Source organism: Chryseobacterium mucoviscidosis (genome assembly GCF_002177115.1).
GTDB lineage: Bacteria > Bacteroidota > Bacteroidia > Flavobacteriales > Weeksellaceae > Chryseobacterium > Chryseobacterium mucoviscidosis.
Map to the genome: position 1 here is coordinate 409,672 of NZ_MVAG01000128.1, position 16,988 is coordinate 426,659.

The 16,988-nt window shown below is 36.1% G+C and carries 11 protein-coding genes; 1 reads left to right on the forward strand and 10 read right to left on the reverse strand.

Annotated elements, in window-relative coordinates; translation table 11 throughout:
• Window positions 1–11: 11 nt before the first annotated feature.
• The 3 genes from B0E34_RS16500 to B0E34_RS21385 all read right to left on the reverse strand — a co-directional run bounded on the left by B0E34_RS16500 (window position 12) and on the right by B0E34_RS21385 (window position 1,104).
• Window positions 12–377, reverse strand: a complete 366-nt coding sequence (locus tag B0E34_RS16500) for a hypothetical protein (RefSeq protein ID WP_076394835.1) — start codon at window positions 375–377, stop codon at window positions 12–14.
• 48 nt (window positions 378–425) lie between these two features.
• Window positions 426–596, reverse strand: coding sequence for a hypothetical protein (locus B0E34_RS21380; RefSeq protein ID WP_157967283.1), 171 nt, complete (start codon window positions 594–596; stop codon window positions 426–428).
• A gap of 352 nt (window positions 597–948) precedes the next feature.
• A complete protein-coding gene (locus B0E34_RS21385; RefSeq protein ID WP_157967284.1) occupies window positions 949–1,104 on the reverse strand; it encodes a hypothetical protein in 156 nt (51 codons plus the stop codon).
• Window positions 1,105–2,072: 968 nt separating this feature from the next.
• On the opposite strand from B0E34_RS21385, the gene B0E34_RS16515 reads away from it, so the two are divergent.
• A complete protein-coding gene (locus tag B0E34_RS16515; RefSeq protein WP_087711543.1) occupies window positions 2,073–2,735 on the forward strand; it encodes a S24 family peptidase in 663 nt (220 codons plus the stop codon).
• Window positions 2,736–2,841: 106 nt separating this feature from the next.
• Here B0E34_RS16515 and B0E34_RS16520 read toward each other — a convergent pair whose 3' ends face one another.
• The 7 genes from B0E34_RS16520 to B0E34_RS16550 all read right to left on the reverse strand — a co-directional run bounded on the left by B0E34_RS16520 (window position 2,842) and on the right by B0E34_RS16550 (window position 16,988).
• Entirely contained in the window at window positions 2,842–3,993 is a 1,152-nt protein-coding gene (locus tag B0E34_RS16520; RefSeq protein WP_087711239.1) for a hypothetical protein, read from the reverse strand.
• Between the two features lie 53 nt (window positions 3,994–4,046).
• Window positions 4,047–7,052, reverse strand: a complete 3,006-nt coding sequence (locus B0E34_RS16525) for a PKD domain-containing protein (RefSeq protein WP_123956676.1) — start codon at window positions 7,050–7,052, stop codon at window positions 4,047–4,049.
• Window positions 7,053–7,135: 83 nt separating this feature from the next.
• Window positions 7,136–10,123, reverse strand: a complete 2,988-nt coding sequence (locus tag B0E34_RS16530) for a PKD domain-containing protein (RefSeq protein WP_087711243.1) — start codon at window positions 10,121–10,123, stop codon at window positions 7,136–7,138.
• A gap of 12 nt (window positions 10,124–10,135) precedes the next feature.
• Window positions 10,136–12,985: a baseplate wedge protein gene (locus B0E34_RS16535; protein WP_087711245.1), complete on the reverse strand. Its 2,850-nt coding sequence runs from the start codon at window positions 12,983–12,985 to the stop codon at window positions 10,136–10,138.
• A 24-nt stretch (window positions 12,986–13,009) separates the two neighbouring features.
• Window positions 13,010–16,084, reverse strand: coding sequence for a baseplate J/gp47 family protein (locus tag B0E34_RS16540; RefSeq protein ID WP_087711247.1), 3,075 nt, complete (start codon window positions 16,082–16,084; stop codon window positions 13,010–13,012).
• Between the two features lie 89 nt (window positions 16,085–16,173).
• Window positions 16,174–16,584: a GPW/gp25 family protein gene (locus B0E34_RS16545; protein ID WP_087711249.1), complete on the reverse strand. Its 411-nt coding sequence runs from the start codon at window positions 16,582–16,584 to the stop codon at window positions 16,174–16,176.
• 113 nt (window positions 16,585–16,697) lie between these two features.
• A complete protein-coding gene (locus B0E34_RS16550) occupies window positions 16,698–16,988 on the reverse strand; it encodes a PAAR domain-containing protein (RefSeq protein WP_076394823.1) in 291 nt (96 codons plus the stop codon).

Genomic DNA, 16,988 nt, shown 5'->3' on the forward strand with positions numbered 1-16,988 from the left:
TTCTTTGTTCTTTATTTTATCTCTTCTTTCTTCTCTTTTTCTTCTTCAGGCTGTCTGTTTGGCTGGTTTCCGATGTAAAGATTCATGGTAGTATCAATCCAGTTAGGAAGATTGGTGGTAATCATTTTCAGGAACTTGTCGTAGCCATAACCGAGTACAAACAATATTCCTGTGGAATACCATTTGTTGTGGAGTTCGGCACTTTTCATGACATAGCTCATGGTGAAACCGACAATAATCACGATAATTAAGGTGATGATATGTTCCCAAGGTCTCTTTTTTTCTTTGTTCTGTATAGAGATCAATACTCTTAACAGTCCTCCCGAAAATGCAATGGCAGTTCCGATGAGGAGGGCTTTTATACTATCTAAATTCATTCTTCATATTATTATTTATTAAAATTGATTTTTTACAACGCTAGGTTGTTAATCGTCCTGATCGAGCATATACATATCATCCAGAAATTTTCTGCTCGTTTCGATGTTTTCGTTTTCGCTGAGGTAAGCCAGCTCGTCTATAAGATCACTGATGTCTCTATCGGGATCCTGAAATTTTTCTAAGTTTTCTTTAATTTTTTTGTTCTCTTCTTTTTCCATGACTACCAAAATTTATTAATGCTGATTTTTAATTTTCAATTTCTTCCTGTTACTTTCGAAACCATTGTATTGCAGGTTAATCTTTAGCCTCAAAAGCATCGTTCCGGAAAGTAAAACAGTTTTTACCTTGCTGTAATTCTCTATAAATTAAATGGATAACAAAAAGACAATCTTTTATTGATCTGATGGGCAGATTGAATTAGAAGCACTGAACTGTGCGGCTGCTTGGTCTTAAGCTTTTTAGAATATAATTTTCCGGCTCTAATTTTTTGTGATGGTGGATCAGTTGTAAAAGATTGTCCTGAGGAAGCCGCACGAAATGCGGATCTTTAATGACTTTTGTTTTTCCGTTTTACTCCTGAATGATGTTGTAAATGGTTCTTTCCGACAAAAACAGCATCTCCGTAAGCTCGGTTACAATAACTTTCATTTGTTTGTCCTGATTGCGTTTTACATAATCGTTGACAAAGTCTTTTCTTTTCTCTACAAGTTCTTTACTACGTTTCATTTTTAAAAAGGTTAAAAGTTGTTTTAATAAAATAATTTTTCGTGTCTTTTTTTGATCAGTTGAGTCAATAAAATCCTGCAAAGGCTTAAATTCTGCCTCTGAAAAGATGTTTAATGATGTTGTTTGATTTTAATTCCCAGAAGTCAGCTTCCTGTATTTTCCGGCGCAATTTCATCGGCCTGTCTTCCTGAATTTTATTTTCCTTCGTCTGCGAAAAGTATCTTCATATACAATTTGTTTAATCTTAATAGCAAGGGCGCAAAATATTCATTACATACGGTCTTGGCTTAAGGCGCAAAGATTTTATCTGCGATAAATTAAGCATCAATCCTTGTTGAAAATCTTGGATTTTCCTGCACCTCAAAAGATCTGAGACCAATAAAATCTTGCGTCTTTGCTTCTTCCAGCAAGAATCTCTTTATTTAAAAAAGTTTAAACAAACTCATGTTAAAAAATGAATTTCTTTCTGCAAACTCAGATTCCCCGCTTTGGAATGTCTTTAAATTACTACTGACAGTTATAATGAATCGATATTTTATAATCTGAACAGCATCTTTGTCTTACATTTTCACGGTCTGTGTTTATGGTCGTTAAAACAAAACAGCAAATGTTCGCATTACCGGTTAAAAAAATGCACATTTTTCGGAAAAAAGAATTTAAAGTCAATAATAAAAACATTCTCACAAATATAAAAACGCACTTTTTACATTGTTTTGTATTACTGAACGTTTATCTTCTTTCTGTAAACAAAATGTACACAAACAATTTTAAATATTTGATTAACAACCTATATTAAACCAAAAAAAATAAAAAGCATCAAATATGTATTAAATTGTTGTGATAATTTTTGTACATTTGCCGTATTCTGTTTTAACAACGAGACAAATATACGAACATTGTTCGTATATCAAAATAAAAAAGAAAAATATTTTGCGTATTTTTTCATAAATAACGATAAACATATCAAAATGACCAACATAGAATTTAAAGAGATCAGAAAGAAATTAAAGATGAAGCAGGCCGAGATCGCCGAGGCGATAGGAGTTGGTACGAGAGCCGTCCAATACTGGGAAAAAGGCGAAAGAAAAATACCGGAAACCACTGCTTATTTTGTGAAAAACCTTTTGCAGGAACAGCAGCAGAAACCGGATAACAGTGCTTCTCCTCTTGCTTATTCAGATTTAAAGATCATGTATGTTCCGCTGGCGAACCAATACGCACAAGCCGGATATCTGAGTAGGTTTGCGGACGAAGAATATATAGAAAGTTTACCCACGATTCCTTTCAGTGATGATGTGGAACACCGCGGCGAATATATGTGCTTCGAAGTTCGGGGAGACAGTATGGACGACGGCTCCTACGAAAGTTACCTTGAAGGCGATATTATTTTATGCAGAAATATCCGCCAGGATTACTGGATGAGCAAGCTGCATTATGATAAGTGGGATTTTGTCATTGTACACAAAGAAAAAGGGATTCTTGTGAAAAGGATCATCAATCATGATGTGGAACGAGGCATTATCACTCTTCATTCTCTGAATGAATATTACGAAGATTTTGAAATTCATCTTCAGGATGTTGCCAAACTTTTCAATATCATCAGTACGAGACGTAAAAATAACAGAAGGTGATAGAAAGCTTTATCATAGAATAAAAAGTCCGTCTCACAACGAGTGAAAACGGACCTATTTATTGCTGTTGCAATTTTGCTTAAGATCTATAATCTATCTATTCTTTTTAATCTAACATACAAGGAATATATCTTTGTAAGATACCTGTTGTACCTGTAATCATAAATACTTTATCTCCAACTTGCTGACCATAATTGTAAATTTTTATATATGAATAGCTTCCACCTGTTACAGGAGTTCCGTTACTATCATATAATTGTGAACCAGTATATGGCGTTAAAGTATCAAATCCTAAAAGATGAGTATCTTTTGTTGTCCTGCAGGCAGAAGCGGTATCATCATGAAAGCTTACTCCGAAAGAGTATAATTGTGAAATTTTATAATCTCTGCTAATAACATTACTATATAAAATTTTCCCGTTAGAATAAGTAACCTTTAAACGCATCGAATAATTATGATTAACAGGATCAAATCCAAAAGCGTGAGAGGTTGTTCCACTTCCGTTATTTTCTAAAACCCAAGCCGAGCCTAAAGTAACATCAGTCAATTCCCATTCTGTCGCTTTAATTGCACCTTCATAAGTGGAAATTCTTACCGAATAAAGATATGCACTTGAAGAATTATCATAATGAGTACTTAAATCTGTTCCCGCATTATCCCAAGCTATTAACACTGGATAATAAGTACCAGATGTAAATTGTATAACATTTGACCAATCTGAAACCGTACCTGCTGGTGTACAATATTTTCTTGCCCTTATATACAGAACAGTATCATTGGGAATATCTCCGCTATCCATTTGAATATTTTCAATTTGATTGTACTGAAATCCCACTCTAGAGTGAACGATTTTTGCAAAACTACTATCTGTTGCTATTTGGTATTCTGGTGACCAGGAACCTAAATTAAGGACCGTATAATCCATCACGATTTGTCCATTAGAAAGTACATCTACTTTATTAATAACTGGTGTTTCACAAGCTGAAGGATTACAATTTCCAATTTTAAATAAGCTTTTTTCTTTAGCTATAACTCCATCTTCATCCATTAATTCTACAATGAGCTCATAGTCACCTTCATCCTGAATAAAAGGAAGCTTTACGGTGTCTGAAGAACTTGGAATAGGATTTATATTGTATTCGGAATATGGATCAGACGGACTTCCGTTTTTATTTTTATAATAAGCAATTGCGCTTTTTATTGGCTTAGAAGATGTGTAATCTATCTTAAACGAAATATTGCATGTTTCTGTTGCCATTATTTTATTTTTTATAATTATTATTGATTTTTCAATCTTTTCTTTCGTATATTCTAACTAATAGATGCGCTACCAAAAAACTGATTTTGATAGTTAAGACTTATTGTTAATAAATCTCCCGATGCTGATGCTTTAGGAGGATATCCAGACGCATTTGTAGGCGCACTATTAAATTGATTCCATTGCTCTCTTGTAGTATTGTTAATTAAATCTCTCATCTTTAATGCAATCGTATTCGGGGTATCGGAAGAAGTCGCTACAACAGTAAGAACAACGCTATAAACTCCTGTTTGAAATTTATTGCCTGCTGAAACGTTTGGTCCGACTTTAAAAATTTGCTGCCTTGTTCCTCCTGGACCAGTTGTAGTATTATCTGTTTGAGTAAGTGTAGGAATTAAGTCCGCCTTATTTACAGTAATTATTACTTCATCTGTAGCCGTAGTACCATTGTTATCCTTAACTAAAAGCTGAAATTTATATATTCCTTCAACTAATCCAGTAACAGTTGTATCTGCTGTATTTGGACTTATAATATTCGCATTTAAAGAGGGTGAAGTTATTTTTTTCCATTCATAAGAAACTATCGTTCCGTCAGAATCATAACTTGAAGAGCCAATTAACATTACAGAATCAGTAGGTAATTGAATAGTTGTTTGAGAAGCACTAGCCTGAGCTATCGGAGCTGCATTAGCTCCTTCACAACAATCTCCTCCTTTCTCGAAGACGATACCTTTTATAATGATGGGAGTTTCTACGTACCAATTTTCAAGAGATACATTCTGTTCACATCCGCCTCCAATAACTTTTACTTTTATGTTCGGAATTTTTCTCGGAGAAAGATTATTAAACGCATGAGTTACAAAACCTTTTGAATCCGGATTTTGAATTACCTGACTTCCATTATCAAGGAAATCCCAGCTATACTGATAATCCATGAAATGTTCTCCTGTTATTTTGAATTTCACAACAGTTGATGTTGAATCAGACTCAGGAATATCAACTTTCTCCACGACAATTCTCACCTGCGGTTCTGTAATCACTGTAATAGTACAATCAGTAGGTTTTCCGTTAACATTAAAACTGATTAGCTGGTTATGCAATTCCTGACTTACCGATGCAGGATTAAAGAAGTATAATCCGTCAACTAACTCTACTCCACCATTCAGATCAGAATCTACATTTGCCGTTACGATGCCATTGAAAGGAAATACAGTAAACGGAATTTTCTCTGCTTTGGCACAAATAGTCGTATCAGGTAAACTAAGATTAATCTTCACTTTCGGTGTACAGCAGATGTACGGAAGCGAGAAATCTGCCACAATAACTTCATCTCTCCCAATATGATCATACACCATGATAAAAGTACCTCCTTTTTCAACTCCGTGTTTGTGTTCTAAACCCGAATATTTATCGATATATTCATTAAAATACGCCTTTGAAAGATCTTTATTTTTCAATAATTCTTTGAAAGACAAAAGCATGATATCAAATCCGAGCTGTTGCTCATCTCTGATTTTTTTTATCTGATCAAATGCATCCTGAAAATGCATTCCCTGATGTCCCTCAATATTATAAAATGAAGCTCTGTCAATGTTAAAACCTAAAGGTTTTCTCACATAAGATTCTTGTGAGAAAAGACCAGAATTATAGCCTACATTATTTCGGAAAGCCGGAGTTCTTACTTTATTAAAATCCCAGACTTTGAGAAAATCATCTGTAATCCTGTAATATAAAGGGATTGCTTTATTCCCTAAGAACTCTGACTTTTGAGACGGGGTAATTTTAATCGCAGATTCCGCTTCTATTGGTTGATCATTTCCAATTTTTTCTACTCCTTCCAAACGATTTGGATATTTAAAATTCTGTACCTGCTGATTGAAACGGGTAATTAATGTTTTAACTTTCTGCATCGCCTTTTCATCATCCAAGACCGGAGAATTGTAAAACTGATGTCTTGAAGAATCCAGCTGAGTTTCTGAATTTAATTTCCCTAACATCATATGCTTAGGAAAAGAAGCAAAATCGGGAAGGCACTTTGTAAAAGTCTTAGGAAGCAGTCTGATGATTTCGGAATACGTAGCCGTTAAATCTTTTACCACATCATAAGCATACTGAAAACCAAACGGCAGGTTAAGACATTCTTCCAAAACACTTTTAAAAGTAAGATGATCCGCAACAGGAAGTCCAAACATTTTAGAAATTTCGTAGATTTTTCTAAAAACCAGCTCACCATAGCCGTTTCTTTCTAAAACATCGGCATACATATTTTTTAAATCTGCATAGGAAAATCTTGTTTCAATTCCTTTTTCCTGAATAAGCCTTTCCAGAATCACGCGCTCCTGCTTTACACTTCCTAATATGTCTTCTATAAATAACGGATGCGGCTGAATACGGTCTTTCTGAAGAATATAATTAACACCCTGTTCGTTTGTAACCAACACTTTAAGATTTCGGATCTGCTGAATTCCGTGGTTGTCACAGTCGACGCCTCTACAAGGCTTTACTTCTTTCTCATAGCTTTCCAGATAGAGCATTAAATATTGATCTTCCAGATTTGAGAAATTAGCAACAGGCTGAAAATCCGAAGTTGCTTCCTGAACTGTCGCCAGTTCCCAAAGTTCAATCTGTCCTCCGTTTTCGTCATAAAATGGAGGATAATTTACTTTAAAATTGTCGTATTTTTTAAAGTGAGTATATTCTTTACTATCAATGCTGATTGTCTTTAAATCACTTACATATAACTCTTCGCTTACCTTACTCGTATTATTCAGGGTAAGCAGATCTCCGTCTGTTGTAACTGCAACTCCCTGCGAAAGTTTTATGCTGTTGATTTTTTTATTGGAATAGGTAAGCTCAGGTTTAAAACCACATACTATACCTACCCCCTGAAGCATTACTCTGGATAAGCGATCCTGATCTTCAAAAAAGTCTAAAAACTCATTGAACTGAGTATACTCAATGTATTGTCCTTTGCTGAATTTGCGGTACCGGGTCGATATATCACTTAATTGAATAAAGTTCCGGTATTTCTCCGGTATATTATTTAATTGATTATTCATTATTGTTCATTTTTAATGATTTGTTAAGATTTTTAAATATGCTTCACAGACAATCACATTATCCATGAAGCTATATTTAATTGTTATCTTGTCACTCCTGTACAAGGATTGATCTCTAAGAAATTTCCATCAGGATAACCAGAATAAATAGGTGTAGAATCGTTTGCTAAAAATAACTGAGTAAAAGCAACACCTGTATGACATCCAATGCTAGGAGGCATTGCACAATCCAGTGAAAATTGTACAAATCCTTCATTCGCTCCTGCTGCTAACGCTTCCGCTTCTTCTTGCGTTATAATAATTTCATTATATCTACTTGATGGATGACCGCCCGGAATAATATTACCCGCGTCTTGATTTCCTTTCGTATTACTTAAATGAATATTCCCTTTTATCACAGGATCTGAATATGGTTTTGTACCCTCTATCAATACTCCGTTTCCTAATAGATTAAAACTAGCTCGATTACAAGTATGGGTGCCGTCTGGACCATATCTAAACTGAACGACAATCCTCATTCCACTTAAACAAGCAATGGTTGATTGTCCTTTTAATTTTAGAGGGCTCAATTCATATACATTACTACATCCATTTTTGTTTGTTACCGTAAGTGTTGGATGAAAAGTTTCCTCCTGTCCGGAAACAAGATTATAAGTGTGAGTCTTTTTGTTAGTTGGTAATTCGTTATAATGTATCTGGCTACCATCACCAAAATTCCAAGTAAAATCAAGATCTGTAAAATCTCCAGTGACATTAAATTCTACTGTTGCATCCGGGTCTGTGGTGTTAGGATCTGTAGTAGGAGTGCTATATGTTATGGAACCTGAAGCTACAGATACAATTTCTGGCTTTTTGTAAACAACCATTTGAGTATCCACAGGATCATCATTAACTGTGAAAGTAATGGTTTGGCCGAGATAAGCTGCGCCAACTAATGCCGGATCAAAATAACTTTGTCCTCCGGTCTGGGTAATGGCGGATATTTCTGTACCGTTTACAAATGCTTTTACCTGACCATCCAAAGGAACGATTGTCATAAGAACCGGTTTTTCATTTTGGCAAAGTTTACCTGAAGGTAATGATAAGAATACAGGATCTTTTTTAGAACAGCATAAATAAGACAATGAGAAATCTGCAATAACCTGATTGTTTGCCTTCGACTCTGCGATCAAAACAAATGTTCCGCCAGGTTCTACACCGGAAAGATGCTCCAAGCCGGATTTTCTTTCTAAAAAATCGCTTAAAAGCTCTGTAGCAATTTCTTCTTTTTTAGGATCTTCTTTTACAATTGTAACGTCGTCTGATGATCCGGAAGGCGTTTCAAATTTAGCTTTATTCAATAATTTAAGATCGCTGTCTAATTTGGATAAATTAAGGAGTGCGTTCTTCGGGTCTCCTGTTTCTTTGCTGATATCATTGGAAATAGACAATAATTTATTTCTGAGTTCTTCAATGGAAACCTTTCTTGGTTCTTCAGGCTCATCGTCTGTTTTTTTACCGTCATTTAAAAGTAAAACGCTAACGTCAAAAGCCAGTCCGTACTTCATTTTAAGATCATTAATATTCTGTACCGCTGTTTCATAAGGCAATCCAAGATGTCCTTCAATTCTGTAGAAATCATTGTTATCGATATTATAATTCAGAGGATTCTGAACATAATCTTCTGATGATAAGTTCGCAGTATGATAACTTAAATTATACGTTTCTCTGTCTGTTTTTGTCTTTTCAAAATTCCACTTATCCAGTAATGGTTTATCTACGTTATAATAATATGGAATTGCTTTTTCCCCTAACCTTACATAAAGATTGGACGGTGTAATTTTAACCGGTCCGATATAAGATTGAAATCCATTGATTTTCTGCACAAAACGATTGGCTAATAACATCAATCTTTCATAATTTTCATCATCCTGGGTTGTGATGGGAGAATGATAGAATCCGTGACGGAAAGCTGCATATTCACCCAATTCCAAAGAACCTCCGACATATCCCAACATCAAATGTTTAGGGAATGAAGCAATAGTCGGGCAACATTCTACATTCAGATTTAAGATCAGTCCTTTTATTTCGTTGTAGGTATCAATGAGATCTTTCAGGAGATCATATCTGTACTGAAAATCATCCAGTCTTGGGGAAGATGCAGACAATAAAGTATTGAGTTTATTAAAAAGCGATAAACCACTGAAGTTAAGATCTATTTTAAAAGTATCTGCAATAGCACCAAAACCATCGGACAATTTCGAAATAGAATCCATGGCGTTACGAAATTTTGTTTTTAACTGGTCTGCTGTTTCAACTTTAGGATCAAGGATCACTCTTTTAGCCTCAATATTCGGTAAGCGGTCAAAAAGTTCTTCGTAAGAATTATGAATTTTATACAGCGTATCTTTTGCATTTCCGCTCGTCATAAGATCTGAAACCGACTGAAAATCCGCCAAAAGCACTTTAAGATCAGAAACCTGCTCTGCTCCAGTGTTATCACAATCCGCATCTTCACAAGGTGTTTCATCATTAGAGTAGCTTTCCAGATAAAGGATAATGATCTTTTCATTCAGTTTTTCCAAGGTTTTAACATCTTTAAAACTTCCTGTGTCTAATCCTTTAATTTTCATTTGCTTCAGTTCGTCTTCGGTTGCCAGTTCCAATAAAGGAATCTGTTCTTCTCCGATTCGGAAATGATCATACTTCACTTTGTCTTTATACTCTCTGAAGTATCTGTAATTTTTGGCCTCGAAATCTATCGTAACGTCTGAAGACTTATCTTTTCCTGTACGAAGGGTAATTAAATCTCCGTCTGTGGTAACGCCTGCTCCCTGGGTAATCACAATGGTATCCAAAGCATTTTCAGCCTTTTGCGGAGCGATTTTTTCCATAACTTCTGTAATGAGACCGGAACTGGTAATTGTGGATTTGAATCCGCACACAATTCCTACCCCGCTGAGAAGTGTTCTCGAGAGCCTGTCCTGATCTTCGAAATAGTCTATGAATTCATTTAACTGCCCATCCGTAAGTACCTGATTTTCGTTAAATTTTCTATATTGGGTTGTTACATTATCTAATTTAGCATTCATTGTTTTTCAATTTTATATGTTTGATTGTCCTAATATTATTTTTCCGTCCAGACTGTCGTTATCTTCCACAGCACAGTCTAAGAGTCTTCCCGGTCTGTAAATATTATTTAAGTCGGTAAGAGCCGTCAGTAAATTCTGAATGCTGTTTCCTAAATTTCTGAGATTATTTTTTGCCTTATCTGAAAGATATTTTTTGAATGCTGTTTCAAATGCAGACAAATCGTTCTGAGCGGTCTGTTTTTCGCTTAAACGATCTCCCACCCAACAGATTTTAGCCAGAATATGAGCCGGAATCTCCTGTCGTATAACCGTTTCTGCGTAACGTCTGAAATCCGGATCCTGAAAACGGTAGGCAAAGCCCGGAAGAACCACACTTACGCGATAAGAATAAGGATCAAAAACATCATATTCACAGTCTTCTTCACAAGAGGACATTAAAGCATCTGCATAATCTACCGGATTTCCAGAAAGAATATCTCCGTCCTCATTAGGAGCTACTTCAAAAGAGATTCCTACGATCATGCTTCCGATCCCTTCAAGATCCTGAAAAACTTTGAATGTGTCTTCTATAGACATACAACCAATTCCTTTGATCAGTTTGTAATCTTTAAATGTCGGTTTCAGCAACAAATGCTCTACAAGGAAAATTCCTTCTTCGGTAAAATCATATTTGAAATATCTTACCAGTTCTTCAATTCCCTTTTTTAATTCAGCTAAAGAAGGGTATGGATTTGTCTTTTTATGGGTAGCCATTACGTTTTGTGGCTGACTGTCATCCATAATTTCAAGATAATAGTTCCCTCCGGCAGACATTCGGATCTGAATATTCCCAATCAAATCATAATGAGTCTGATTTTCCTGTAAAAGCTCTAAAGCATTTTTAAGATCTTCTTCGTCTATCTGAATGGTCTGGTAAATGGCTTCATGCAGATTTTTAGTTGCTGCATATTCGATGTGGAATGAATTTACGGATGATAAAGCGATATTATTATTTCCATCTTTTATTTTCCATGAATAGCTTACCGTTCCGTCGTCACTTACCGATTTAATAATCGAAACAGGTGTTTGAGAAAGATTTCTCTGCTGATAATTTTTAATCCCCAGTAATCGGGCAATTCTTTTCTGTACCCCTGAAATATTGTCTGTATTCCAGACATTCGCGGTATCATCTAATGTATAATTATAGCCCAATCCACGGTCTTTGCTCAACGATTTGTATTCGTTTAAGAAGGTTTCTTTATTGTTCAGTACAATTTCATCGGTAGATTTTCCGTACAGAGATTTCATCAGGAAAGTGTAGTCGCTGAATGTTTCTGCAAAACGGGCAATCAAATGATCCAGCACTTCATTTCGGCGTTCCACACTGTTATCAAGTTCCTCGTATAAAGTATCTGTAAGTTTGTCGTCGTTTTCATCATAATCCGAAACCAATTCTTCAAAACCTTTGATGTTTTTAAGAGCCTGAGTAAAGAACGTTCTTTTTAAACCTCCACTGATACTTAAAACTTCTTTTACTTTTTCAAGGTGTTTGAAATAACTGGCAAGAATCTGGTCGAAAAACAGCAGATATCCTTTCATCTGTTTTGCCAAAGCTTCTCTTTCCGGGGTTGGATTTCCGATGATTCCGGAAATTCCTACTCCGTACGTATCCGGAAATTCATTTAAAATAGTCGCGTAATTTCCGATATCGTATGAAGTTCCCTGTGGCAGAGTCAACTCTTTATTTTGTCTTGCATCTTCTCTTAGTACTTCCTCCTCTTTTCTTAACGTTTCGAGATATTCATCTACTTTTTTAGTGTTAATATTCAACGGAAGCGCACCTTTGGTGTAACTGAATGAACTCAGATCGCAAAGCTCCGGTTTTTTACCTTTTTCAATACAGATCATCCAGTCATCGGTCTGTTTCACTGCACTGTCGCATCCGGCAATAGAAATTTCGTGGATTTCTTTCACTCCGTCGATTTTCATGATTTCGCTGATGATATCAGAAAGTCGAACTTCTCTTCTTAACTGACTTGCTTTCAATTCTTCCGTATCAATAAAACCATTATCGAGAATCGGTCCGTCAAAAATCTCATCTGTGGTAAGACCTTTTTCCAGCATCTGCTTTAATGAATAAAAATGAACTTCCGGAGCCAGATAATTGTTGATTGCTCTGATTACCTTTGCATGAACCAGTTCCTCATCTACTTTATTTACAAGGCCGATGCGGGCACATACTGCCACTTTCTGGGTTTCGATTTCTTTAATATCTACAAGATCTTCGCAAAGACCTCTGTTCTGGTGATAACGCTCCAGTATTTTTACTCTTGCATTCGATTTGTCACAATCTTCATTCTCACTATCGTCTATATCATCGGCATAATCTACATAAAGGTCATACAATCCTTTTACGTTAAAATGCTGTGTCTTTTCTCCGATAGGTTCAAAATCCAACTGTCCAGTTTTACAATCCACATACAGCGTTTCGGTTCTCGGAACCAGCCAACAGTTGCTGATTGGTCTCGGATGACCGAATTTAAAGCTGATATCGATGAAGAGTTTTCTGTAATCAAGCTCGGTTAAAGGTCTGGAAGGTAAAACTTCCGTAGCTTTCAGGAATTGTGTATGAATATCTTTTTTTGCATCGTTTGAAGCAAGAATGTCTTCCATATTCATATTCATCCTCATCCCAAGATCTGTAATGGCGTAGCTTAAAACCTCCAGTGTGGTAATCCCCGGATCGTGAGAGTTATAATCTGTCCAAAGTTTTCCTCCTAATCCTTCTATATATTCAATACCTGTTCTGCGTAGAAAATGAAAATCGGTCTGATCCTGCGTTTCTATATTTTTGGGTATACTAATGTGCTTATTTTCTGACATAATTATGTTTCTGCTTGTTTGTTATTAAAGGCATACCTGTTCTGCAATAGTAACTTTGTGCTGTTTGGCAGATACGAGTATGGATTTCGGATCTACTTCGATTAAAGACTGTGTCTGTAAAACATTATTTACCAATATACTGGTCTCCTCAACGTAGTCTACATAATGCAGTTGTTCCAGATAATTAATAAGCTGATTAACATTCAGTTTCACATTAAAATCAATATCTTTAGTGTCTGTAAAAGCCCAAGGCGATATGTACTTTTTGATGTCTTCGTCTAACTGTTTTGTGTAAAATGTTTCATCATACTGATCGAAGAATTTCACCTTTGTTTCTACCTTCGCTTCTTTATAATTCGGGTTGATTACCTGAGCGTTGATGTGCATGGTATTCAATTCATTTATATAATTCTGAATTCTGTTCAGCGTGGCTCTGCTTACTCTTGGCTGATAAATATCAAAAGCGTTTTTATTTTTAATATTAGGAACAACCATCAGCGTAACGTATCCGGGAGCGAGGTAAGACTTTTCTGAAGTATGATTCAGACATTTTACCTTGAAAACTTCCGGAAATTCCTGCAAAACGAGATGCTCGTAATCCCATTGTGTAACGGCTCTGTTTTTATGTCTCAGTCTTTCACTTACTCTTCTGTAGAATTCTGTATCTGTTTCTTTATATTTTCCGTCGAATGAGTTATACGGCTGGCTCACAGATTTTACCTGCGGAACTCTGGTAATAAGTCTGGAAATCGTATTGGCTTCCAAACCGTTGTTTAAGTGAGACAGATCGTTGTTCTGATTCTGGAATGTTGCCAGAACTGCCTGTGTATATATTCCCTGAACTTTACAAACCGCATCGTAACTTCTTCCTGATCTTGCTCTTACCCAGATTAACTGATCTGTAAATCTTGTGTGATTCAAATTAATATCTTTTGGAATTTTGAATTTTACAATTCCGGATTCCAGGAATTTTTTAGAATCATTCTGCAGCATAGAGTTTGAAAGATCAATCCATGTATTTCCGGAAAGGATGCTCCATTCGATATACTCTTTTTCTTCAAAAGTCTCAGCTAAAGGATTTTCGCTTCCTTCCAGCATCTGGATGAGAAGGGAAACCGTCATTTGCGGAACTGCTTCCAGACCGATGTATAATTCGCCTCCTTTCTGATGTACCGGAACAATAGTTTTCGTATCGATTTCCTTTTCATACTGCCCGAAAGCATCTTCATGATACATCTGTACTTCTTCACTTTTCAGAAGTTCTCCTTCAGAATCTTTTCTTAAAGAATGGTATGCAGTTTCTGTTGCGCTGTAACTCAATTCGATATCTTCGGCAAAAGGAATATAAGGTTCGTTTGGAACTACTTTCAGTTTTTGAGGATCTGATAAAACAAGCGTATATAATTTAGGATACAAGTCCTGTAATAAAGATTTCTTCAGTTTTACCCTGATCGCTTCGCCTGTACCAGCTTCATCACTGGCGCTTTTTACAGAAAATTGTGTCTGGTAAGCATTTCCATTCTTTTTAAATAAAGCAATATCACTTTCCTGATTGTGCCAGATTTCTTTGTCTAACACCGCTGTATCGATCTTAAAATAATCGTCTCCTGATACAACTGACGAATTTTTCAAATTATTAAAATCCTGCTGACTGATATTTGTATCCGGTTCCATGATATACCCGCTGTATAAATCCTTTATGGAAGCCGGCGTGTTTTTCCAATTGATGGTAATGTCTGCAGTTTTCCATTTTTTAGAGAACATTTCAGGACATTTTATGTAAAAATTGGAACCTTTAATCGGCTGCGCAGTAAATGGATAATAGGATTTTTCGGAATTCAGTTCTCCATTGTCATTTTCAATCTGAAGAGATTTTATTCCTTTTACATCTACAGAAACTTCAATATTGTTGACCAATGCTTCTGAAAAAGCTTCATAGACTTCATAATATTTCTTCCCTTCAATCATGAATCTGAGAACAGGAAAGCTGGTCTGGAAAGTTTCCTTCAAAACATCTTTATTGTATTTTACGATGGCAGGAAAATCTTTAGGTAATGTTAAAGAAAAGGTTAAACGGTGTTTTTTATCACTTTTGGTTCCTATTTCTCCATTTTCAGTACATTGTAATGCAATGTCGGATAACCATGCTTTTTCCCCGCTGCAAAGCACTTTGATGTTGTTCTGAAAGTCTTCTTTTTCAAGGGCTTTTAGTTTTTGAACAGAATTTGCTTTAAAGTCTATTTTCAGGGTAATTGTTCTGTCTCCTTCTTTTAAATCGAATAAAGATGATGCTACAGAAAATCCCAGTTTCGCTTTTGGAAGTTCTTTATAGATCGATTTGTCCGAAGCTGTTTCTTCAGCATTGTATCCGAACGGCCACCAATAGTTTCCGCCTTCCGGCAGTTTTTCGCCCATTCCGTCGGCAGAATTGGTAACCGGAGCCATTTTAAGCTCTTGCTTTCCGCCGTCATTAAGAAGACTTTTAATTTCAACTACTTTTGCCTGATTGGCAATCAGTTCATTATTGGTTTTGTAGATCCGTTTTTTTCCTTCCGTATCTTTATCTCCGTCCAGAAGTGTTCCTTCCGGAATTCTTTCCTGAATGGCTTTTTTAGCCAATTCAAAAATCACATAGACTTTATCTTCTTTAGCATCATTTTTCTGAATCTGAAGGATCTCGTTATAGTAGAAATCCAGATGTCTTTTCGTTAAATTATTGAAAGCTTTTTTGGAAAAATCCAGCAATTTCAGAAAGCAGACGAACAAAGTAAGATGCGGAGTCAGATTGCTGTCCTGTTCAAACTGGGAAATAAGATCTGTAACCTGTTTTTTCATACTTTTGTACTCTACGCTTTCTCTGCGCGGAATAGCATTGGTATCATCACCAAAGAAAAAGTTTCCCCACTTCTTATCTGGTATTGCTGTATCAGCATCTTTTTCAAAAAAATTTACATGACTGGCAAAATTGTTTGCAAATAGCAGCCAATCGAACAGATCGAAGTCGTGCAATTCGAGTTTGCCGGGATCCAGATCCGCTAAAAAGCGCTGCATTTGTGATTTTCCTTCACGATAATGTGAAAATGTATCTGTTTTTTTCATTTGTTTATATTTATATTCTATGGTCAGATGCAATACTTAATGTAATGTTTCGGTAGTATTCAAAATGGTTACAGACATCCCGTAATTATTTATATTTCAGTAGCTTCACCTTTATAGAAAGGGAAAACCATATTGCTTCTGGTATTCGTATTCCTTACTTCGTAATCAATTTTTATCAACACTTCGCCTTCCAGTTCTTCCTGAGTATCGATGTCGATATTTAAAATGTTTATTCTCGGCTCGTGGTATAAAATGGCACGCTCGATAATTCCTTTCATCTGGGTAATCAGCGTTAAGTCCAAAGGTTTGAAAAGCATTTCCTGCAGGTCGCATCCGTAATCGGGGAACATGACGCGTTCTCCCGGTCTTGTGGAGAGTAAAATGATCAGACTGTTGTTGATGTCTTCCACATCTGTAGTCATTACCAGCTTTCCTTCAGTCTCATTAAACTCAGGCGGGAAACTCCAGCCTATTCCTAAAAAATCTGTATTTATTTTCATACGTTCTTGTATTATATTTAATTGTAACATCTTGCATCTGTAACATAGAGTTTTAGTTTTCTAACCGTTTTGTTATTGATGTTTTTACATTTTTTAATCTTGCAGGCTGTGTATCATCCGCCTATTAAAACAGTAGCTTCACCCGCGCTTATTACGCCTCCGTGAGCGGTAGAATCTCCCATTCTTGCGGCTGGTTTTCCGCCGATCATTACGCTTGAAGATCCTGCTGCAATGGTATCGGGCGGACCTGTGCATATCGCTTTGTCTCCTACTCTTGCTGCGGGTTTACCTCCTATAAGTACAGTAGGTTCTCCTGCCGGAATGATGGGTCCGCCAACGTGCGGGGTAGTTCCCGTTACCATTGGACAGGTATGCATATCTGTAATTCTTGCTGCCGGTTTCAT

Bases quoted from the DNA above. Each gene is read 5' to 3' on its own strand.
- B0E34_RS21385 (WP_157967284.1), bottom strand. From the start codon at position 1,104: ATGAAACGTAGTAAAGAACTTGTAGAGAAAAGAAAAGACTTTGTCAAC.
- B0E34_RS16520 (WP_087711239.1), bottom strand. From the start codon at position 3,993: ATGGCAACAGAAACATGCAATATTTCGTTTAAGATAGATTACACATCT.
- B0E34_RS16530 (WP_087711243.1), bottom strand. From the start codon at position 10,123: ATGAATGCTAAATTAGATAATGTAACAACCCAATATAGAAAATTTAAC.
- B0E34_RS16525 (WP_123956676.1), bottom strand. From the start codon at position 7,052: ATGAATAATCAATTAAATAATATACCGGAGAAATACCGGAACTTTATT.
- B0E34_RS16545 (WP_087711249.1), bottom strand. From the start codon at position 16,584: ATGAAAATAAATACAGATTTTTTAGGAATAGGCTGGAGTTTCCCGCCT.
- B0E34_RS16500 (WP_076394835.1), bottom strand. From the start codon at position 377: ATGAATTTAGATAGTATAAAAGCCCTCCTCATCGGAACTGCCATTGCA.
- B0E34_RS16550 (WP_076394823.1), bottom strand. From the start codon at position 16,988: ATGAAACCGGCAGCAAGAATTACAGATATGCATACCTGTCCAATGGTA.
- B0E34_RS16535 (WP_087711245.1), bottom strand. From the start codon at position 12,985: ATGTCAGAAAATAAGCACATTAGTATACCCAAAAATATAGAAACGCAG.
- B0E34_RS21380 (WP_157967283.1), bottom strand. From the start codon at position 596: ATGGAAAAAGAAGAGAACAAAAAAATTAAAGAAAACTTAGAAAAATTT.
- B0E34_RS16540 (WP_087711247.1), bottom strand. From the start codon at position 16,084: ATGAAAAAAACAGATACATTTTCACATTATCGTGAAGGAAAATCACAA.
- B0E34_RS16515 (WP_087711543.1), top strand. From the start codon at position 2,073: ATGACCAACATAGAATTTAAAGAGATCAGAAAGAAATTAAAGATGAAG.